Annotated in this window: 18 protein-coding genes; 5 read left to right on the forward strand and 13 right to left on the reverse strand. The window is 63.1% G+C overall.

What is annotated here, in order from left to right:
* The first annotated feature begins 12 nt into the window (after window positions 1–12).
* Window positions 13–750: a protein phosphatase CheZ gene (locus DAES_RS08610; RefSeq protein ID WP_013514643.1), complete on the forward strand. Its 738-nt coding sequence runs from the start codon at window positions 13–15 to the stop codon at window positions 748–750.
* A 76-nt stretch (window positions 751–826) separates the two neighbouring features.
* On the opposite strand, the gene mgtE is transcribed toward DAES_RS08610, so the two are convergent.
* Window positions 827–2,158, reverse strand: coding sequence for a magnesium transporter (mgtE, locus tag DAES_RS08615; protein ID WP_013514644.1), 1,332 nt, complete (start codon window positions 2,156–2,158; stop codon window positions 827–829).
* 174 nt (window positions 2,159–2,332) lie between these two features.
* Here mgtE and nadC point away from each other — a divergent pair, with 174 nt between their 5' ends.
* The 3 genes from nadC to nadB all read left to right on the forward strand — a co-directional run bounded on the left by nadC (window position 2,333) and on the right by nadB (window position 6,039).
* A complete protein-coding gene (nadC, locus tag DAES_RS08620) occupies window positions 2,333–3,202 on the forward strand; it encodes a carboxylating nicotinate-nucleotide diphosphorylase (protein WP_013514645.1) in 870 nt (289 codons plus the stop codon).
* Window positions 3,203–3,212: 10 nt separating this feature from the next.
* Entirely contained in the window at window positions 3,213–4,250 is a 1,038-nt protein-coding gene (gene nadA, locus DAES_RS08625) for a quinolinate synthase NadA (RefSeq protein ID WP_013514646.1), read from the forward strand.
* A 187-nt stretch (window positions 4,251–4,437) separates the two neighbouring features.
* The gene (gene nadB / locus DAES_RS08630) at window positions 4,438–6,039 is read left to right on the forward strand and encodes an L-aspartate oxidase (protein WP_013514647.1); all 1,602 of its coding nucleotides are present in this window, start codon (window positions 4,438–4,440) and stop codon (window positions 6,037–6,039) included.
* 388 nt (window positions 6,040–6,427) lie between these two features.
* Here the strand turns inward: nadB and DAES_RS08635 are convergent, their stop codons facing one another.
* The 6 genes from DAES_RS08635 to DAES_RS08660 form a co-directional block, all read right to left on the reverse strand.
* Window positions 6,428–7,885, reverse strand: coding sequence for a TrkH family potassium uptake protein (locus DAES_RS08635; protein WP_013514648.1), 1,458 nt, complete (start codon window positions 7,883–7,885; stop codon window positions 6,428–6,430).
* Window positions 7,886–9,253, reverse strand: a complete 1,368-nt coding sequence (gene trkA / locus DAES_RS08640; RefSeq protein ID WP_013514649.1) for a Trk system potassium transporter TrkA — start codon at window positions 9,251–9,253, stop codon at window positions 7,886–7,888.
* Window positions 9,254–9,420: 167 nt separating this feature from the next.
* Window positions 9,421–10,068 (reverse strand): nitrite/sulfite reductase domain-containing protein, encoded by a 648-nt coding sequence (locus tag DAES_RS08645; RefSeq protein ID WP_013514650.1) that lies wholly within the window; start codon window positions 10,066–10,068, stop codon window positions 9,421–9,423.
* A gap of 64 nt (window positions 10,069–10,132) precedes the next feature.
* The gene (locus DAES_RS08650; RefSeq protein ID WP_013514651.1) at window positions 10,133–10,450 is read right to left on the reverse strand and encodes a cupin domain-containing protein; all 318 of its coding nucleotides are present in this window, start codon (window positions 10,448–10,450) and stop codon (window positions 10,133–10,135) included.
* Between the two features lie 15 nt (window positions 10,451–10,465).
* Window positions 10,466–11,263 carry an ATP-binding protein gene (locus DAES_RS08655; RefSeq protein WP_013514652.1) on the reverse strand — a complete coding sequence of 266 codons (798 nt, stop codon included), beginning with the start codon at window positions 11,261–11,263 and terminating at the stop codon, window positions 10,466–10,468.
* A 28-nt stretch (window positions 11,264–11,291) separates the two neighbouring features.
* A complete protein-coding gene (locus tag DAES_RS08660; RefSeq protein ID WP_013514653.1) occupies window positions 11,292–12,617 on the reverse strand; it encodes a 4Fe-4S binding protein in 1,326 nt (441 codons plus the stop codon).
* An 81-nt stretch (window positions 12,618–12,698) separates the two neighbouring features.
* Here DAES_RS08660 and DAES_RS08665 point away from each other — a divergent pair, with 81 nt between their 5' ends.
* Window positions 12,699–13,379 (forward strand): Crp/Fnr family transcriptional regulator, encoded by a 681-nt coding sequence (locus DAES_RS08665; RefSeq protein ID WP_013514654.1) that lies wholly within the window; start codon window positions 12,699–12,701, stop codon window positions 13,377–13,379.
* A gap of 75 nt (window positions 13,380–13,454) precedes the next feature.
* On the opposite strand, the gene rpsT is transcribed toward DAES_RS08665, so the two are convergent.
* The 6 genes from rpsT to DAES_RS08695 form a co-directional block, all read right to left on the reverse strand.
* Window positions 13,455–13,721, reverse strand: a complete 267-nt coding sequence (rpsT, locus tag DAES_RS08670; protein ID WP_013514655.1) for a 30S ribosomal protein S20 — start codon at window positions 13,719–13,721, stop codon at window positions 13,455–13,457.
* Between the two features lie 102 nt (window positions 13,722–13,823).
* Window positions 13,824–15,935 (reverse strand): glycine--tRNA ligase subunit beta, encoded by a 2,112-nt coding sequence (gene glyS, locus DAES_RS08675; protein WP_013514656.1) that lies wholly within the window; start codon window positions 15,933–15,935, stop codon window positions 13,824–13,826.
* 27 nt (window positions 15,936–15,962) lie between these two features.
* The gene (gene glyQ, locus DAES_RS08680; RefSeq protein ID WP_013514657.1) at window positions 15,963–16,832 is read right to left on the reverse strand and encodes a glycine--tRNA ligase subunit alpha; all 870 of its coding nucleotides are present in this window, start codon (window positions 16,830–16,832) and stop codon (window positions 15,963–15,965) included.
* A gap of 13 nt (window positions 16,833–16,845) precedes the next feature.
* A complete protein-coding gene (gene recO, locus DAES_RS08685) occupies window positions 16,846–17,604 on the reverse strand; it encodes a DNA repair protein RecO (RefSeq protein WP_013514658.1) in 759 nt (252 codons plus the stop codon).
* A 39-nt stretch (window positions 17,605–17,643) separates the two neighbouring features.
* On the reverse strand, window positions 17,644–18,738 hold the full coding sequence (locus tag DAES_RS16940) for a RodZ domain-containing protein (protein WP_013514659.1): 1,095 nt from the start codon (window positions 18,736–18,738) through the stop codon (window positions 17,644–17,646).
* Window positions 18,739–18,765: 27 nt separating this feature from the next.
* Window positions 18,766–19,704 carry a SurA N-terminal domain-containing protein gene (locus DAES_RS08695; protein ID WP_013514660.1) on the reverse strand — a complete coding sequence of 313 codons (939 nt, stop codon included), beginning with the start codon at window positions 19,702–19,704 and terminating at the stop codon, window positions 18,766–18,768.
* Between the last annotated feature and the right edge of the window lie 21 nt (window positions 19,705–19,725).

Consider the following 19,725-nt stretch of genomic DNA (forward strand, 5'->3'; position numbering starts at 1 on the left):
CAGGAGAGCTCAATGACCGGCAACGAAGAACTCGTCAAGGCGCTGATGGAAAAGGTCTCGGACCAGCTCGTGGCGAGCCTCAGGGACACCATATCCGTCGCGGTTGAAAAGGAAATAGCCAAGAACCTCTCCAAGTCCCTCCTTGAGGGCGAGTTCTACCGCCGCGTCAACGAAGACCTTCAGGATGGACTCAAGAAGATTTACCACGAGGTCAAGGCGGCCAAGGGCGGCAATGAAATCAAAAGCATAGAGACCGCCTTCAACCCAGAAGAACTCTTCAGCGAGACCTCGGACCAGCTGGACGCCGTGCTCAGGACCACCGAGAAGGCCGCGGTGGACATCATCGACATCGTCGAGAAGCTCCAGGACATGCAGACCACCGTGGACAAGATCGTCAAGGGATTCGAATCGGGCGGCGTGACCAAGCAGGACCGCGTCCGGCTCAAGGAGATCAACCAGACCCTTGGCAACGACCTCTCCACCATCATGGTCACCTTGAGCTTTCAGGATCTCACCGGCCAGCGCATCAAGATCATCATCAACTCCATCCGCGAGGTGGAAAAGATCGTGCGCCAGGTCATGCTCTCCACCGGCCTGATGATCCGCCAGCGCGAAAAAGAGCCGGACAAGGACATCAACAGCCTCTCCCTGGACGCCAAGACCCAGGCCAGCTCCAAATTGCAGGGACCGTCCGAGGGGTCCAAGCAGGGAGACGTTGACGATCTGCTCGCCTCCCTGGGTCTTGACTGATTCCCCTGCCGAACCAATGCACAAGGGCCGCTCCGGATATCCGGAGCGGCCCTGTCGTTTGCGGCACAGAGGGAACTCAGACGAGCAGGATCAGCCCGGCCAGCCCAAGCAGGAAGAAGAAACCCATGGAATCGGTGATGGTGGTCAGGAAGATGCTCGACGCCTGGGCCGGGTCGCGTCCCAGCTCCTTGAGCAAGAGCGGTATCGCGGCGCCAGCAAAGGCCCCAAGGAGCATATCCACGCCAAGGGCCACGGCCAGGACCGAGGCCAGGGGGATCTTGCCCGTGATGGCAAAGGCCACGCCAAAGACCAGGACCGAGATGATCACCCCGTTGACCAGGCCGATGCGCAACTCGCGCAGCACGGCCAGCCAGGCCCGCTTGCGGTCGAACCGCTCCATGGCCATCTGCCGGATCATGACGGCCAGAGCCTGCTGGCCCGTATTGCCCGCCTGGTTCGCCACCAGCGGCATGAGCACGGCAAGCACGGCCATCTCGGCGATGTTGCCCTCGTAAAGGTGGACCACCCAGGCTGAAACAGAAGAAAAAAGGACGTTTATGATCAGCCACGGCAGCCGCATGCGCACGGAATACAACCACGGGGAATCCGTGGTCTCGTCCGCGCCCGCGCCAACCATGGCCTGCATGTCTTCGCTGGCCTCTTCGTGAATGATGTCGATGACATCATCGACCGTGACCACGCCAAGCAGCCGGTTGCCGAAATCCACCACGGGCACGGCCAGCAGATTGTACCGGGCAATGAGGTGGGCCACCTCTTCCTTGTCCATGTTGTAGCCTGCGGTGATCAGGCTCTGGGTCTTGACCAGCTCCTTGAGCACGGCCCCGCGCTTGGCCAGGAGGATGTCGCGCAGCGAGACAACGCCGACAAGCCTGTCCTTCTTGTCGGTGAGGTAGGCGTAGTAAGGAATTTCCTTGTCTTCGACCTCCTCGCGGATCTTGGCGATGGCCTGATCCACGTTGAGATCCTGGTCAAGAATGACCACCTCGGTGTTCATGACACCGCCGGCAGTGTCCGGGTCAAAGGTGAGCAGGGTCTTGAGTTCGGCCCGTTCCTCGGCTGCGACGCGGTTGAGCAGCGCGTGGCGCAGCTCCTCGTCCAGCCCTTCGAGAAGGTCGGTGGCGTCGTCGGGCGACATCTGCTCGACGATGCGCGCGCCAAGGCCCCGGTTGAGGTTCTTGAAGAGCTCGATCTGGTCGCGCCCTTCCATCTCCGCGATGGAATCCGCAGCGTCCCTGATGGGCAGCTGTTTGATGAACTTCACCTGCTCGGCGATGTCGAGACCCTCAATGGTCTCGGCAGCGTCAGCCGGGTGCTGGACCTCGATATCGGCAGGCACACCAGCCGAAAGTTCGTCCTCGCGGATGCGGATTTCCTCTTCGTTGCTCATGGTGAAAACCCCTAGCCCAAATCCCTGAACAGGTCAAAGCGTTCGACGAAAACTACTGTTATATCTTTGTGAATTCTTTCATCAGACGCCCTGCTCTTGACGAAATCGCGACCGTGGCTTACTTGCCTGCAACACCTCTTTTTCAACCAGCGCCCCATACAATCGGACACCATCATGCCAAACTCCATATTCGACGAGTTTTTTCAGGCCGAAGCCCGCATGTTCCTCCTGGCGACCATCCGCATCGCCCTGGCCGAGGACGGCTCGGACCTGACCTCGCTCGGTCTTTTTTCCGAGAGCGACATGGCCCAGGCCATGATCGTGGCCAAGCAGGACACCGTCGTGGCCGGGCTGCCCATCATCCCCATGGTCCTCGAATTCGGCGGCGACCAGTGCCAGACCCACCTCAATGTCGATGACGGCGAGCGGGTCTCGGCAGGCACCATGGTGGCAGCCGTGCGCGGCCCGGCCATCCAGCTGCTCAAGACCGAGCGCGTGATCATGAACTTCCTGTGCCATCTTTCCGGCATCGCCAACCTCACCGCCCAATACGTGGAAGCCCTCAAGGGTACGAAAACGCAGCTCCTCGACACCCGGAAGACCCTGCCGGGACTGCGCTTCCCAGAAAAATACGCCGTGCTTGCGGGGGGGGGCAAAAACCACCGCCTGACCCTCTCGGACATGCTCATGCTCAAGGACAACCACATCGACCGGGCCGGGAGCATCGCCCAGGCTGTCTCGGCCCTGCTGCACGCCCACTCGCCCTGCCCGCCCATCGAGGTCGAATGCCGCACCATCGAGGAAGTCGAGGAGGCCAGCCAGTGCGAAATCCAGCGCATCATGCTCGACAACATGGACACGGAAACCATCAGGACCGCCCTGGGCATCATCCCCGGCACCATTGAAACCGAACTCAGCGGCAACGTCTCCCTTGAGAACATCCGCGAGCTGGCCGAGCTCGGGCCGGGCTACATCTCGGTGGGCAAGCTGACACACTCGGCGCCTTCGTCGGATTTCAGCATGCAATTCGTGCCCTTAAGCTAGAAGGAACATCGTGGAAAACCCCGCTCAAGAGATTCTCGCCATCAAGGAGGCCATGGGCAGTCGGCTCGCCATTCTCGGCCATCACTACCAGTCCGACGCGGTCATCGCGCTGACAGACATCCAGGGCGACTCGCTTGAACTCTCGCGGCGGATCAGCGACCTGGACGCCGAGCACATTGTTTTCTGCGGCGTCTTCTTCATGGCCGAATCCGCCGCCATCCTGCGCCGTCCGGGCCAGAAGATACACATTCCCGACACCACGGCCACCTGCCCCATGGCCGACATGGCCGAGGCGGGCCGGGTCGAGACCACCCTGAACATCCTCCAGGCCGACGGGCGCACGGTCATCCCCCTGACCTATGTCAACTCCTCGGCGGCGGTCAAAGGCGTGGTGGGGAGCCATGGCGGCTCGGTCTGCACCTCGGCCAACGCCAGGACCATGCTCCAGTGGGCCATGGACCAGGGCGACGCGGTCCTCTTCCTGCCGGACAAACATCTGGCCATGAACACGGCAAACGCGCTGAACATCCCGGAGGACGAGCGGATCATCCTGCCCCAAGGGGTCATCGACGGCGATCCGCGCCTGTTTGTCAATCCAGCCGCGACCGGCGGCAAGCGGCTCATCGCCTGGCCCGGCTACTGCCACATCCACGAGGAATTCTCCCTGCACACCATAGCCGAACTGCGCACCAAGGATCCGGCCATCAGGATCGTGGTCCATCCGGAATGCGATCCTGCCGTGGTCAAGGCTGCTGACGGCAACGGCTCCACCACCTTTCTCATCAACTATGCCGCACAGGCCCCGGCAGGCTCCATCATCTATATCGGCACCGAGGCCAACCTCGTCTCGCGGCTGGCCGCCCGGTTCCCGGACAAGACCATCAGGCCCCTGTCCTTGAGCCTGTGCGAGGATATGGGCAAGATCACCACGGACAAGCTGGCCGCCCTGCTCCGAGACATTGACAGCGCCCGGCCCGTGGAGGTGGCGGACGAGATCAGGGAACCCGCCCGACTCGCCCTTGAGCGCATGCTTGAGGCATGCCGCTAGCAGGCTGTTTAAAAACGTCCGATTTGAACAGCCTGCGAAAATGCTTTTTTTCAACGGTCTGCTAGGCCGACGTGCCCGGATCGCCCGCGGACATGGCTTGAGTTTTTCCCGCGACTGGCGCACGATACTGCCTTGATCCGCCCCATGGGGCGAGCCTTCAACTTTCAGCCAAGCGAGCGAGCGTTCCATGCCTGAAACCGCCAATTCCCTCCGCCTGACCTGCGACGCCCTGGTCATCGGCTCCGGCATCGCCGGATCCGTGGCCGCCCTGACCCTGGCCGACCAGGGCATGGATGTCATCGTCGCCACAGCCGGGGACAACCTGACCCGCGGCAACACGGCCCTGGCCCAGGGGGGCATCGTGTTCAGGAGCGAGGACGACGATCCCAAGACGCTGGAACACGACATCCGCATAGCGGGCTGGGACTACAATTATGGCCGCGCCGTGCGCTTTTTGTGCCGCAGGGGGCCGGAAGTGCTCCAGGAGCTGTTCCTGGACAAGTACGACATCTCCTTCAACCAGCGAAAGCCCGGCGACTGGTATCTGACCAAGGAGGGCGGCCACTCCCTGGCGCGCATCCTCTACTGCGACGACCACACCGGCAAAAACATCATCGACACCCTGAGCGCCCATATCGAGCGCCACCCCAATATCCGGGTGCTCACCCGGCACACGGCCATTGACCTGCTGACCACCCAGCATCACGCCAAACATCCGGATTTCAAGTATAATCTTACAAACCGGTGTGTGGGCGCATACTGCCTCAACGAGATCAGTTCCAGGGTCGAGACCATCCTGGCGAAAACAACCCTGCTGGCCACAGGCGGCGTCGGGCAGGTCTACCTGCACACCACCAATACCTCCGGCTCCATCGGCTCCGGCCTGGCCATGGCCTACCGCGCCGGAGTGCGGCTCATGAACTGCGAATACGTCCAGTTTCACCCCACGGCCCTGTACGGCGGCTCCCGGCGCGGCGAGCGGCGCTTCCTCGTCTCCGAGGCGGTACGCGGCGAGGGCGCTGTCCTGGTCAACGGCCAGGGCGAACGGTTCATGCCCAAGCATGATGCCAGGGCCGATCTCGCCCCGCGCGACATCGTCACCAGGGCAATCATGGAAGAGATGCTCCACTCGGGCGAGGACAGCGTCTACCTCGACACGTCGGGCATCAGGCATGACGTAAAAAAGCGATTTCCCACCATTTACGAATACTGCCAGCAGATCGGCGTGGACATGCGCCACGACCCGGTGCCCGTGGTTCCGGCGGCTCATTATTTTTGCGGCGGCATCATGGTGGACACCCACGGGCGCACCAGTCTCGACCACCTCTACGCGGCAGGGGAATGCAGCTGCACAGGTGTCCACGGCGCCAACCGGCTGGCCAGCACCTCGCTGCTCGAAGGGCTGCTGTGGGGCTACAGCGCGGCCATGGACATCGCCGCGCACACGACGCGCAACCTGGCGGCCCAGCGCAAGGTCAATGAAAACATCCCCGACTGGGTGGACCACGGATGCAAACTCAATGAAGACCCGGCCCTGATCGCCCAGGACTGGGCCAACATCCGCAACACCATGTGGAACTACGTCGGCATCTCGCGTACCGAGCGGCGGCTCATGCGGGCCTTCTCGGATCTGCGCAAGCTAACCAAGGATCTCCAGGACTTCTATTACGAGACCGTGCTCAGCAAATCCCTCATCGACCTCTTCCACGGTTCGCAGACGGCCTACATCATCACCCAGGCGGCCCTGCGCAACAGGCAGACCATGGGCTGCCATTTCCGGACCGATTAGTCCCTGGCGGGCCAAAAAACCGTTCGTCCACTCTCTGTTTGCCCCATTCAGGCCGCGCCCATTTGCCGCCAGGGCATCCCGGCGTCCAACCATGGGCATTTTTCCAGATACACCCTCCCCATTCCAGCTTTATCCCCAGGAAACCATTGTGGCACAACGATTATATAAAAAATCGTGAGAAAGTCTAGACTCTCCTCAAGCCTGAAATTTTCTGCAAGGGGTCAGAAAAACGCTGCGCAAACCATGTTGCGCGCCGCCGCGTGCGTACGCCGCAGTCTGCACACGCACGGGTGCGCATCCGTAAGGGTGTCGTGATGGGCTGGGGGGGCAGGCACCCTGGACAAGACGGCCTGACGGAGTCGGCCTGCAGAAGGCTGATGACTGTCTGCTACTTGCGCCAGAATTCGGGAACGAAAAGAACGATCACCGTATAGATTTCGAGCCTGCCCAGGACCATGCAGAAGGTCAGCGCCCACTTGGCGGTATCTGGCAGCCACGCGTAATTGTCCATGGGGCCAACTCCGCCGATGCCCGGACCGATGTTGCCGATGCAGGCCAGGGCCGAGGCAAAGGAGGTGACCACGTCCACCCCGGAGGCGGCCACCACCAGGGCGGCCAGGACAAAAAGCCCCAGCCACAGGATGAAGAATCCCCAGACGCCGCTCATGACGTCGTCCTGGACCACCACCCTGCCCATCTTGACCCGGCTCACGGCCCGGGGATGGATGAGCCGGAAAAGCTCCTTGTAGGAGTGCTTGAGCAGCAGCATGACGCGCATGACCTTCATGCCGCCCGCCGTGGACCCGGCACACCCGCCGACAAACATGCAAAACAGGAGGACGGCCTGGGCAAGCCCCGGCCACAGCTCATAATCCGCCGTGGCAAATCCCGTGGTGGTGATGATGGAGGCCACCTGGAAGGCGGCGTAACGCACGGCATCGCCTCCGCTGTCATAGTTGCCGCCGACCAGCACGGCCACGGTGACGATGATGACGAAAAACAGGACCATGCCCGCGAAGACCCGGAACTCCGGGTTCCTGATCAAGGCCGAGGGGTGCCACTTGAGCAGCAGGTAATGCAGGGAAAAATTGACGCCCGCAATGAGCATGAACACCGTGATGACCGTGTCGATGTACACGCTGTCAAAGGCGGCCACCGAGGCGTTGCGCGTGGAAAACCCGCCGGTGGCCATGGTGCCGAAGGTATGGCACAGCGCCTCGAACAGGTCCATGCCGCCGAACATCAGCAGGATAGTCTCGGCCACGCTGAAGACCAGATAGACCTTCCACAGGGTCATGGCCGTGTCCTTGATGCGCGGCTTGAGCTTGTCCGGCGACGGACCGGGCACCTCGGCCCGGTAGAGCTGCATGCCGCCAACCCCGAGAAACGGCAGGATGGCCAGGGACAGGACGATGATGCCCATGCCGCCCAGCCAGTGGGTCAGGCTGCGCCAGAACAGGATGCCGCGCGGCACGGCCTCGATATCCGCCAGCACGGTGGAACCGGTGGTGGTGAACCCGGAAAGCGACTCGAACACGCAATCAGCCACGGATTCGAAGGTGCCGCCCAGATAGAACGGCAGCCCGCCGAACACGCCCGCCGCAAACCAGCCCAGAGCCACGATGGCCATGCCTTCGCGGTGGGACATGGCCGCCCTGGACGCCGCAGGATCGCGGAAGGCGAAGAACACGAACGCGCCGGAGGCCACGGTGATGCCCAGGGACTCGGCCAGGGGCCAGGCCGAGCCGTCGTCGTAATACACGCCCCAGGCCAGGGGAAGGATCATGGTCAGCCCGATGCACGCGACAAGTGCACCGATGACGTGCAGGACATACCGCCAGCGCATCTAGAAGAACTCCACCTTGGTGGTCAGGGCCTTTTCGACCTTGGGGATATTGGCCCGGGTCGAGATGATGAGCAGCCGGTCCTGCGGCTCGATGACCGTGTCGCCTCTGGGGATGACCACCGCGTCCTTGCGCTGGAAACAGAGCACCAGGCAGCCGCGCGGCAGGTCCAGGTCCATGATCGCCTTGCCCACAATGGGCGAATCCTCCAGGGCAATGGCCTCCAGGGCTTCGGCCTGCTCGCCCTTGATGCTGACCGTGGAGATGATCTTGCCCCGCCGGATATAGTGCAGCAGCGAGTTGATGGCCGAGAGCCTGGGACAGACCACGTAATCGATTCCGATGGGCTCGATGAGCGGCATGTAGCCGAAATTGTTGACCCGCGTCACGGTACGCTTGGCGCCGAGGCTCTTGGCCAGCAGGCAGGAGAGGATGTTGGTCTCCTCGTCGCCAGTCACGGCGATGACCATGTCCATGTCCTGGATGTTCTCCTCGCGCAGGATCTCCTGGTCCGTGGAGTCGCCCATGAGCACGATGGGCCGGTCCAGCCGCTCGGACAGGAATTCGCACCGCTTCTGGCGGTTCTCCAGCACACGGGTGTGGAAGAACTTGTTGTCCAGGGCCTTGGCGAGCTTGTAGCCGATGTTGCCGCCGCCCAGGATCATGACCGTGCGCACGGGATCGACCTGAATGCCAAGGCGCAAGAGCACCTCTTCCTGGTCGAGGATGTCGCAGGCGAAGTAGACCACGTCGCCCTGCTTGATCCTGTCGCCGCCTCGCGGAATGATCAGCTCGCCGTCGCGCACCAGGGCGGCGATGACCACGCGCAGGTCGTCGCCCATGATCTCTCGCAACTGCATGAGGCGGATGCCCACCGCCGGGCTCTCGTCGGGCAGATTGATGCCGATGAGCCGAATCTTCCCGTCGGCGAATTCGTTGATCTCCACCGCGCCGGGTACGCTCATCAGGCGCAGGATCGAGTTGACCACCTCCTCGTCGGGATTGATGATCTTGGTGATGCCCGCGCCCTCGCCCGTCAGGAGATGCTTGTAATTGGTATACATGCTGCTGCGGATGCGGGCCAACTTGGTCACCTTGCTGCTGAGCATGTTGGCGAAAAAGCAGCAGATGAGATTAATCTCGTCGCTGTCCGTGACCGCAAGCAGGATGTCCGCCTCGGCGATGCCCGCCTGCTCCAGGATCTCCGGGCTGCTGCCTGACCCCTGGATGGTCTGCACATCCGACGACTCGGCCAGCTTGCGCAGGGCGTCGGCGCTCTTGTCGATGACCAGGACCTCCTTGTCCTCAACAGCCAGCCGCTGGGCAAGATGATAGCCAACCTCGCCCGCTCCGATGATGATAATCCGCACGAAACCACTCCTGTCAGGGCATTGTTCGACAACCCCTGCCTTGTACGCATGTTTCCCGACCAAAGCAACAACACCCCATGGCCGCACACCGGTCATCACCCACGCAAAAAGCCGGAGCCTCCCCGCCATGGGGACCGGCTCCGGCGCAGGCAAACAGAGTGAACAGGCTAGGAAATCGCCGCCATCACGGCCTTGATGCCGACCCGCTCCACGAACCGCGCGGTACGCTCACGCTTCCTGCCGTTGGCGGCGTAGTGGGCCAGGGTCTGGCCGATGACGCGCAGGGCCTCGTCATTGCTCACATCCTCGGCCAGGACATCGCCGACGCGCACCCGCTTGCCCGCGTTGCCGCCGAAGATCACGGTCCACCCCTGTTTCTTGCCCACCAGCCCGATGTCGCGCACAAAGCTCTCGGAGCAGCACATGGAGCAGCCGGACACCCCGGCCTTGACCTTGGCAGGCAGCGTGAAGGTGTTCAGAAACTCCTCAAGGCGCGCCCCCGTGTCCATGGAATCCTGCATGGCCAGACGGCAGGAGGTGACACCGGGACAGGCCTGGACGTAATATTTGCAAAACTCGCCCACAGGGCCGAGATGGCGGATGACCTCGTCCAGCCGGTCACCGGGGATTCCCTGGAGCTTGAGGCGCTGCCCGGCGGTGACGCGCACGCCGGGCAGCCGGAACTCTTGGACCACGGCATTGATTATGTTCAATTGTTCCGGATTGATCCGGCCCAACGCCAGGCGTGGGGTGACGGAGTACAGCCCCTCCTGACGCTGGGCCTGAACGCCTTCCGGCAATGCATCGCTTTTCATCTGGTCTCCTTCATGCGGGTCTGGTGACGTGCCTTCATTCAAGCGCAATGGGCGGACCAGGGCATCAGATGGGCGGGGCTATGGTCACCAGCACGCGCATGTCCGTGGTGGCGCGGACCCCGTGCGGCTCGGCGATCTCCGAGACCAGCACGTCGCCGGGCCGGGCGGGCATGGTCGCCCCGTCGGCGGCCATGAACTCCCCCTCGCCTTCGAGGATGACCAGGGTCAGCTCCCCTTCCAGGTCATGGGAGTGGACCGGCAGCTTCTGCCCGGCCTTGAAGTTGAAGTTGATCACCTTCATGTGCTCTGACTCGTGAACCAGGTAGTTGGAGAACGTCAGATCCTTGAATCCATGTTCCTTGTACAGCTCTATCTTCTTCATGGCAGCCTCCTTGGGCTATGCGTTGAACGGTTCGGTTCTGAGGACCCGCCCGTCGAGGGACACGACAACGCGCCGGGCATCCACCGCCTTGCCGGCCCGCTTGATGGCCTGGGACAGAATCGCGCTCATGGACGAGCAGCACGGCACCTCCATCTCCATGACCGTGATGGATCTGAGACCGTTCTGGGCAATGATTTCGGCCAGCTTGTCCACATATTCCTGCTGGTTGTCGAACTTGGGACAGCCCATGAGCACCACCCGGCCCGGCAGATATTCAGCATGGTAGGCGGGCAGGGCCACAGGCACGCAGTCAGCGGTCAGCAGCAGGTCGGCCCCGCGCAGGAATGGCGCGGTGGGCGGCACGAGCCGGAGCTGGACCGGCCAGTGGGAGAGCGCGGAACCGCTCCCCTGCCCCGTGCCAGCCGCCATGGCAGCGGGGATATTGGCCCGCTCGCACGGGGTCATGGTCCGCAGGGCGGCACCAGGGCAGCCGCCCGCAGGCCTCGCCGGACGGCGATCCAGGCGCAGGCTTTCAGGGGACGGCATGTGGTCCGGCACCTCGCGGCCCTGGGCCTTCAGATGTTCGGTCACGGCATCGGGGTCAAAATCCTCGGCCTCGCACACGATCACCTTGAGCGCGCCCGTGGGGCACTCGCCCAGGCACGCGCCCAGGCCGTCGCAATACTGCTCCTTCACCAGCCGGGCCTTGCCGTCCACAATGGCCAGCGCACCCTCGGCGCAGGACGGGACGCACTCGCCGCATCCGTTGCACAATTCTTCGTCTATGCTGATCATTTTTCTCATGTAAGCCATGGTACCACCTCGTTTGAAAAGTATCCGACTATATTCTGGCCACGCCGAGAAACATGGCGTGGAGACTGACGACCAAAACAATGAACACGGTCCGGGCCGCCTCGCCTGTCAGGCCGGGAAACCTGTACCCGATCTGCCCATGGGCGCAGGCGGACACGCAATCCCCGCACAGGGTGCAGGACAGGGCCGGGGATCCCTGGGCCACGCGGTCGGCATCGAGCGCGCCATAGCGGCAGCGGGTAAAGCACGCGCCGCAGCCGGTGCACTCCTGCCCGATGCGCACCCGCCAGGGCGAAACCTTGCCCAGCACGTTGGCCACAAGCCCCATGGGGCAGTAGGCGGTGCAATGGGCCATGAGGCCGAGCCTGCGCGAGACCAGGGCCATGATGCCCACGCCCACCAGCCCGAAGGCCGCGGCAAAAAGCACCGCCGTGGTGCCGGGCACGCCCATGGCCCGCAGGAGCAGCGCGGCACCGACGGCCAGGACCAGGGTCGCGCCCCGGCCCGCCACGCTCAGGCGGCGCAGCAAGGCAGAGGGGGCCGGACCGGGGCCGCGTCGGCTCATGATGTCGTCCCACGCGCCAATGTAGCACAAGTGGCTGCACCAGGCCGGGCCGACGAGCAGCACGGTCACGCCGAACAGGATGGGCATGAAGAATCCCTCGCCCCGGAAGACCGGCCCTGCCGCAATGAGCGCAGGCACGGGCAGATGGAGCGTCCCGGTCATGAGCATGGATTCCATGCCCGCCAGCCCCAGGACGAGCTGGCCGAAGAACACGGCGGAAAAGGCGGCCCAGATGCGTGGCCGGTTGCGCCTGTGCCCTTTTGGCGCGAGCATCAGCCCGACGATCCACTGGGCGTAGACGCCAAGGGCCATGATCTCAAGCCAGCCCCAGCCGGGGAAATACCGGTCGGCCAGCAGGATGGGGAACGGAACCCTGGACCGGATCAGGGCCAGCCCGATCACGGTCAGCAGGAAGACGGCGGCCCGCGGCCCGGCGTGGTCTCCCCTGTCGAACCAGCGACCGCCAGCCCGGCCCGCGACGAGCCACAGGGCGAACAGGGTGAAGGCAACCACGCCGGTCATGATGGAGAGCAGCCGCAGCCAGGGCATGCCCGCAGCCTGCCGGAAACCGATCAGGCCAAGGCTTGTCTCGACCCAGACCAGAACGCCCCAGGCCAGGGCCGCTGTGGCGACATGGCGCACAAAGCCGTGCCGGGTGACCATCAGGCCGACCAGACCGGCCAGGGCCGCCACCAGCCCGGCATCCCCCATGCGCAAACTGTGCGCGCCAAGCAGGAGCAGGGCCGCGACCGGCAGGAGCATGAGCAGGTGTCTTTGGCGTGTCTTCATGATCAAAGCATGGCCTTTCTTTTTGACGACAACCATGACTTAGGTCAAATTGGCATGATAATAACGCGAGATGGAGAAAAAATGACAGTAGACAAACTTCAGGCGGTCCGGTCCATCACCTTTTTCCAGGGATTGCCGGAAGAAAAACTCGCCAGGATCGCGGGCATCGCCGTGGTCAAGCGGTACGAGAAGGGCGAGGTGCTTTTCGAGGCCGATATCCTGGCCCACGGCTTCTATGCCCCGGTCACGGGCCGGGTGAAGATCTACCGCACCTCGCCTTCGGGCAAGGAGCACATCCTGCATGTCTTCGGCCCGGGCGAGGCGTTTGGCGAGGTGCCGGTGTTCGAGGGCAGGACCTTTCCGGCCCACGCCCAGGCCCTGGACCCGTGCGAGGCGCTCTTCTTCCCCAGGCGCGACTTCGAGGAAATGATCAGGAAAGACCCGGACATCGCCATGAAGATGATGGCCATGCTCTCGCAAAAGCTGCGCCTGCTGGTCAACAAGATCGACGATCTGAGCCTCAAGGAGGCTCCGGCCCGGGTGGCCTCATACCTCCTGCTGCTGCGTTCGTCACAAGACGCGGACACGTTCCGGCTCGACCTGCCCAAGGGGCAGATCGCCTTTTATCTCGGCACGATACAGGAGACACTCTCGCGCATATTCAAGCGGCTCACCGACGAGGGGATCATCGCCATCGAAGGCAGGGAGATCACCATCCTTGACCGGGAAAGGCTCGAAACCCTGGCCGGGGAAGGCCGCTGACCATGGCTCAACGCAAAAAGCCCGCCGCACATGGGTGCGGCGGGCTGCTTTTTGCAGCAAAAAAACGGGAATTCCCTACTGGCCGATCTTGTTGACGGCCACCTGGAGGCGGGCAACCCGGCGCTGGGCCTGGCGAGCGTGGATGACGTTCGTGCGGGCAGCCTTGTCCAGCAGGGACGTGGCGGACTTCAAGGCCTCCTGGGCCTTGGTCACGTCATTCTCCTCGATGGCCATGCGAACAGCCTTGACGGTGTTCTTGATGCGGGTCTTGGAGATGCGGTTGCGGGCGCGGCGCTTCAGGCTCTGACGGTGCCTTTTCAGGGCGGACTTGTGATTGGCCAAGGTGAATACTCCTGATCTTTTATCGTAGTGAAACGTTTACTTACTGATTTTACCGAAGGGAGAGCCTTTTATATGGACTCTTTCCTTTATGTCAAGATTTTTCTACACCTGCAAGGCGTTGAAATCGGCCAACCGACCGAGCCGGTCCACCAGCGCCTTGAGCAGGTTGAGCCGGTTCAGGCGGACAGCGGCATCGTCGCACATAACCATGACGTTGTCGAAAAACCCGTCCACCGAAGGCCGCAGCTCGCGCAGCAGCCCAAGCAGACCGGCGAAATCCCCGTTTTCCCATAGAGCGTCGAACCGGGGCGCGTTCTCCTCCAGCCGGGTGCCGAAAGCGGTCTCGTGCTCGCCCTCGAAGAGGTCCGGGTCGTACCCGCCGGTCAACTCCTGCCCGGCCTCGTCACCCTGCTTGCGGATGATGTTGGCCGCGCGTTTGAAGGTCAGCACCGCCTGCTCGAAATCCGGCTCGCGGCTGAAGGCGTCGAGGGCGTCGAGCCGGGCCTTGAGGGTGCGGATGTCGCTGAACCCGGCCCCCAGGGCGGCATCGACAACCCGGGTCTCGATCCCCTGGCCGGTGAACAGGGCGCGCAGCCGCTGGCCAAAGAAGTCGAGCAGTTTGGCCAGGGACTCCTCCCGCGCCACTTTCCACGGGATATCCTTGGCATAGGCTTCCTGGGCGGTGGTCAGGAAGGTCTCCAGGTCCATGTCGAGGTCGTGCTCCATGATGATGCGGATGATGCCCAGGGCGCAACGGCGCAACGCATACGGGTCGTTGGCTCCGGTGGGCGCCTTGCCCAGGCCGAAGCAGCCCGCCAGGGTGTCCGCCTTGTCGGCCATGGAGACGAACGCGCCGGAAAGGCTGGACGGCACGGGCGAGTCCGGCCCGGCGGGCAGGTACTGCTCGTAGATGCCGCGCGACACGATGTCGCCCTTGCCCGCGCGCTCGGCATAGATGCCGCCCATTTTGCCCTGGAGGGTGTCGAACTCGATGACCATGTCGGACACCAGGTCGGCCTTGGACAGACGGCCCGCCTGGGCATAGGCCTCGAACTCGCCGGGCAGAATGCCCTTGGAACCGGCCAGTGTCTCGGCCAGGGCTGCGCACAGGGTGCCGATGCGGCGCGACTTGTCGCCCACGGAACCCAGCGGGCCGAGGAAGACGACGTTTTCGAGCTTGCCGAGCCAGGTCTGAAAATCGACCTTGCAGTCCGCCTCCCAGAAAAACCGGGCGTCTTCGAGCCGCGCCTTGAGCACGCGCTCCCACCCCTTCTTGACCAGGGCGATGTCCACAGGCTCGATGTTGAGCGTGGTCAGGAAGTGGGGCAGTAGCCTGCCGTCCGGTCCCTGCACGCCAAAACTCTTCTGGTGCGACTGCATGGAGGTGAGCAGCACCTCGCGCGGCAGCTCCAGGTAGCGCGGATCGATGTCACCAATGAGCGGCCTGGGGTATTCCACGAGATTGGCCACCTCGTCGAGCAACCCCTCGTGCCAGACGATCTCGCCGCCCAGAGCGGCGGCGAGGCGGTTGCCCCCGTCCACGATGGCCTGCTTGCGCGTCTCGGGGTCGATGACGACCCGGCACTCCTTCTCGACAACGGAGAAATACCGGTCGGCTGACGCCACGGCGAACGGCCCCGGCCCCAGGACGCGGTGGCCGCGCGTGGTCCGTCCGGCGGTCAGGTTCTCCACAGAGAACTCCACCACCGCCTCGTCCAGCAGGGCCAGCAGCCAGCGGATGGGACGACCAAAGGCGAAGTCGTACCCGCCCCAGCGCATCTTCTTGGGAAAGGACAGGGACTCCACGGATCTGACGCAGATGGCGGGCAGGATGTCGAGGCTCCTGCCGCCGCCCACGGTCTTCCTGACGGCCAGGTACTCGCCCTTGTCCGTCTCCAGACGAAAGAGCGCGCCCTCCTCAACCCCCTGGGTCTTGGCAAAGCCCTGCCCCGCCTTGGTCAGGTTGCCGTCGCCGTCAAAGGCGATGCGGGCGGGCGGACCGGTGACGGTCTCCTCCTGCTGGCGCTGCATGTCGGCCATGCCCGCGACATGGGCGGTGATCCGGCGCGGCGTGGCATAGGTACGCACGCCCTCGTGCTCAATCATCGCCTCGCCAAGCAGCCGGGCCACGGTCTGCTCAAGCTCGGCGGCCAGCCTGGGCACGAAGCGGGCCGGCATTTCCTCGGTTCCGATTTCCAGTATGAATTCGGCCATGTTCCTGCTCTTTTCTTCTCGGTTCGCTTATTTCTTCAGCATGGGATAGCCCATGGCCTCGCGCTGGTCCGCATAGAGTCTGGCAATCTTGGAGGCCAGGTTGCGGACGCGGCCAATATAGGTGGCGCGCTCGGTGATGGAGATGGCCCCGCGGGCATCCAGCATGTTGAAGGAATGGGAGCACTTCAGGCAGCAGTCGTAGGCGGGCCAGGGCAGCCCCTCCTCGCACAGCCTGAGGCACTCGGCCTCGAACCGGTTGAACAGCTCGAAGAGCAGCGCCGGGTCGGACAGCTCGAAATTGTATTTGGACTGCTCCACCTCGTTCTGGTGGTAGACGTGACCATAGGTGATCTCGTTGTTCCAGGCGAGGTCGTAGACCGATTCCTTCTCCTGGAGATACATGGAGATGCGCTCCAGGCCGTAGGTGATCTCCACGGACACGGGCTTGAGGTCGATGCCGCCCACCTGCTGGAAATAGGTGAACTGCGTCACCTCCATGCCATTGAGCCAGACCTCCCAGCCCAGGCCCCAGGCACCCAGGGTCGGCGATTCCCAGTCGTCCTCGACGAAACGGATGTCATGGCAGGCCGTGTCGATGCCCAGCGCGGCCAGGCTTTCGAGGTACAGTTCCTGGATGTTGTCGGGCGAGGGCTTGAGAATGACCTGAAACTGGTAGTAGTGCTGCAAGCGGTTCGGGTTCTCGCCGTAGCGGCCATCGGTGGGCCTGCGCGAGGGCTCGACATAGGCCGTCTTCCACGGCTCCGGCCCGATGACCCGGAAGAACGTCGAAGGGTTGAACGTCCCCGCGCCGCACTCGATATCCATGGGTTGGACCACGGCGCAGCCGTAATTGGCCCAGAAACCCTGAAGCGTCAGTATCACGTCCTGAAAATTCATCAACTACTCCAACTCATACCTTTTTATACATGCCGTTGTCCCAGGACAGGCCCAGGTGATAGGCGACAAACAGCTCGACCAGCTGGCTGCCCTGCCGTCGGACCTCGCGGTCCATGACCACCCGCGCCCATTCATCCGGGCTGCTCTTGCGGATCCAGTCCAGGGCGCGCAGCACGCCTGTGGAGACCGGTCGGGCAAGTCCATCTAACGGTTTCCCGGCTGAAAGACAAGTCGGACAGAGCACCTGCCCATGCTCCACGCCAAAGAGATGGCCCGCCCCACCCCCCACCGGCTCGCCGCAGGTTCCGCAGGCCGTGAAATCCGGGTTGTAGCCCATTTCAAAGGCGAATCTGGCCCGGAAGAACCAGGGCACGAAATCCGCGCTGCCGTGGCCCGCGTCGAGCATGTACAGGGTCTTGAGGAGCAGATCGTGAACCGGCGCGGCGTCCGAGGGATCAATGTCCACCGCCTCCACGAACCGGATGCAGTTGGCGGCCAGCCCCGTGGCAACGGCATCGGCCCGGATGCCGGAAAAATTGTGCAGCAGCGATCCTTCGCTCAGCACGGCGTAGCTGCCGCGTCGATCGGACCCGATGGAAAAGAGGACAAGGCTGAGGGGGTCGAGGCACCCGACGAAGCGGCGTCTGCTCCGGGCGCCCCCAAAGGCGAAGGCATTGAAAATGCCGCGGGAAGGAGTGAAAAGCTTGACCCAGCAGTCGGACTCCCGAAAACACCCTACCTTGAGCACCAGGGCTTTTTCGGTGGCGTTCATGCCGGTCTCCTGCGTCTGTTGCAGCCCTGTGGAAGGGATCTACTCGGTGCCGAAGCGCAGGGTCTGGATATTGCCGCGCGCGTTGTCGAGGGGGTAGGGCTTGTCGTTGTAGGTCACCGAGACCCCGGCCACATTGCCGATGCGGATGCGGCGGGGATTGTTGAACATCAGGCGAAGCGGCTCGCCCTGGCGGAGGACGAAATCTCGGGCCATGGCCGTCTCGTCCCCCTGCCACAGGCCGATCCAGCATCCCTTCGCGGTGGTGGCCCGGATGATCAGCACATGATCGAATTTCTGCTTGCCCGCCTCACTGTCGGTGACGGCAAAGGTCTCGTCCTGTCCGTTTGCCTTGGCCACGGTCCTGGCGGACCCATCCGTGGCCGGTTTCGTGCCGACAGCGCCCGTCTTGGCAGCCGGTGGGTCGGCAGCCCCCTGGCCCACTGAACCCTGGTCAACAGGCTTTCCGGGTTGGGGCGGCTCTCCGGCAGTCGGCAGCGCGCCCGCCTCCCCCTGGCCCGCCCCGCTCTGGCCCGTTCCGTCCTGGTCCGTCCCTGAGGACTGCTCCTGCACCCCGGGTGAATCCGCTGTCGTCTCGCCGGGCGCAGCCTGGGATCCGGCCTTGTCCGTCACCATGTCGGGGTCCACGGCGGGCGGCCCTGCCTGCGTCCCGCCCATGCCGGACCGGACAGTCTCGCCCTGATCCAGGGACGCGCTCTTGTCGTCCGAGCTGAAACTGAACACCAAAAGCCCGACCACCGCCACCAGAAAAATCAGGGCAACGACAAGCACCAGCCTGGACCGACGATTTTCCGCATTGGCGCAATCGTTGACATGAAACGCCTTCTCGGCATGGGGGGCCACATCGTAGCCATGCTCCCTTGGGCCGCACGACTCATCCTTGTATTCGCGATCCGCGACCATGGACAATTCATCCGCATCCAACCCAAGGAACCGGGCGTAGCTCTTCACGAATCCCTTGGCGTATACCGGGTGCGGCAGGTTCGACCTATTCCCGGCCTCAAGGGCCTCGATGCTGGTCCGGCTTATCTTGGTGGCTTCCATGACAGCAGTCACGGTCAGCCCCTTTCTCTCCCGCTCTTCTCTGAGCGCCTGTCCAAGTTCCTCGAAATTCATTAACAACTCCGTTAACCAACGCCTGCGTCAGTTCATGTAGGTTATGACAGAACTCTGTTTGAGCTTCTCAAAATACTCATCAAATATCGTTTCACGCTTGCCTTCCATGAGCCGCTCGAAGATGGCGTCGCGCACCTCCTCAAGCGGAACGAGCCTGTCCGAGGCAATGGTGACCGGGGACAGGAGCGCCATCTGGCCGCGCACTTCGACCGGGGTGCCCACACCGCCCTGCTTGACGCCCTCGATGGAATCCCTCCAGTCGTCCGCAAGATCGGCCCAGTTCACCTCGCCGATGGAGCCTCCGCTGTCCGTGGCCGGTCCCACGCTGTACTTCAGCACGGCTTGGTCAAAGGTCAGTTCACCGTCCATGATCCGCTTCCTGACCTCAAGGGCGGAGACATCAGCAGGCAGGACGAGGATGGCCAGGCCGACCATTTTCTCCAGGAGATAGTTGTCGCGTCTGGCCTCGTATTCGGCCTCGATTTCAGAATCGGTCACCACGACCTTGCTGTGGACCATGTACCCAAGCAGCTCCTGCTTTTCGATCAACCCCTTGAGCTTGGAACGGAACTCCTGAATGGTCAGTCCGTCCCGCTTGACCATCTCCTCGAAGGCCTCGTCCGTCAGCCCCCGTTCTTCCTTCATCCTGCGGATCTCGTCGTCGATGACCGTGTCGGTCACCGTGATCTGGAATTTCTTTATCTCCTGGGTCATGAGCAGGTCATTGACCATCCGATCCAGCGTCTGCCTGCGCAGATCCGCGAGCTGCTCCCTCTCGGCCTCATTCAGCTCGCGCCCCTTGATGGAGGCGAGGATGGGCCGCATCTCCTCATCAAGCTCATACTGGGTGATGATGTCCTCGTTCACCTTGACCAGAATCTTGTCGTAGACGGATTCCACAGCCAGGGAGTTTGTTGAAAAAACCAACAAGAACAATGAGATGAACAAAAAAATGCATCGTGGCACAGACTGTCTCCTCGACGCCCC

Source organism: Pseudodesulfovibrio aespoeensis Aspo-2 (genome assembly GCF_000176915.2).
GTDB lineage: Bacteria > Desulfobacterota > Desulfovibrionia > Desulfovibrionales > Desulfovibrionaceae > Pseudodesulfovibrio > Pseudodesulfovibrio aespoeensis.

Excerpts from the sequence above, each read along its gene's own strand:
- glyS (WP_013514656.1), bottom strand. The coding sequence starts at position 15,935 with ATGGCCGAATTCATACTGGAAATCGGAACCGAGGAAATGCCGGCCCGC.
- glyQ (WP_013514657.1), bottom strand. The coding sequence starts at position 16,832 with ATGAATTTTCAGGACGTGATACTGACGCTTCAGGGTTTCTGGGCCAAT.
- DAES_RS08610 (WP_013514643.1), top strand. The coding sequence starts at position 13 with ATGACCGGCAACGAAGAACTCGTCAAGGCGCTGATGGAAAAGGTCTCG.
- DAES_RS08665 (WP_013514654.1), top strand. The coding sequence starts at position 12,699 with ATGACAGTAGACAAACTTCAGGCGGTCCGGTCCATCACCTTTTTCCAG.
- DAES_RS08635 (WP_013514648.1), bottom strand. The coding sequence starts at position 7,885 with ATGCGCTGGCGGTATGTCCTGCACGTCATCGGTGCACTTGTCGCGTGC.
- nadB (WP_013514647.1), top strand. The coding sequence starts at position 4,438 with ATGCCTGAAACCGCCAATTCCCTCCGCCTGACCTGCGACGCCCTGGTC.
- DAES_RS08660 (WP_013514653.1), bottom strand. The coding sequence starts at position 12,617 with ATGAAGACACGCCAAAGACACCTGCTCATGCTCCTGCCGGTCGCGGCC.
- DAES_RS08650 (WP_013514651.1), bottom strand. The coding sequence starts at position 10,450 with ATGAAGAAGATAGAGCTGTACAAGGAACATGGATTCAAGGATCTGACG.
- recO (WP_013514658.1), bottom strand. The coding sequence starts at position 17,604 with ATGAACGCCACCGAAAAAGCCCTGGTGCTCAAGGTAGGGTGTTTTCGG.
- nadC (WP_013514645.1), top strand. The coding sequence starts at position 2,333 with ATGCCAAACTCCATATTCGACGAGTTTTTTCAGGCCGAAGCCCGCATG.
- mgtE (WP_013514644.1), bottom strand. The coding sequence starts at position 2,158 with ATGAGCAACGAAGAGGAAATCCGCATCCGCGAGGACGAACTTTCGGCT.
- DAES_RS08655 (WP_013514652.1), bottom strand. The coding sequence starts at position 11,263 with ATGGCTTACATGAGAAAAATGATCAGCATAGACGAAGAATTGTGCAAC.
- DAES_RS16940 (WP_013514659.1), bottom strand. The coding sequence starts at position 18,738 with ATGAATTTCGAGGAACTTGGACAGGCGCTCAGAGAAGAGCGGGAGAGA.
- DAES_RS08645 (WP_013514650.1), bottom strand. The coding sequence starts at position 10,068 with ATGAAAAGCGATGCATTGCCGGAAGGCGTTCAGGCCCAGCGTCAGGAG.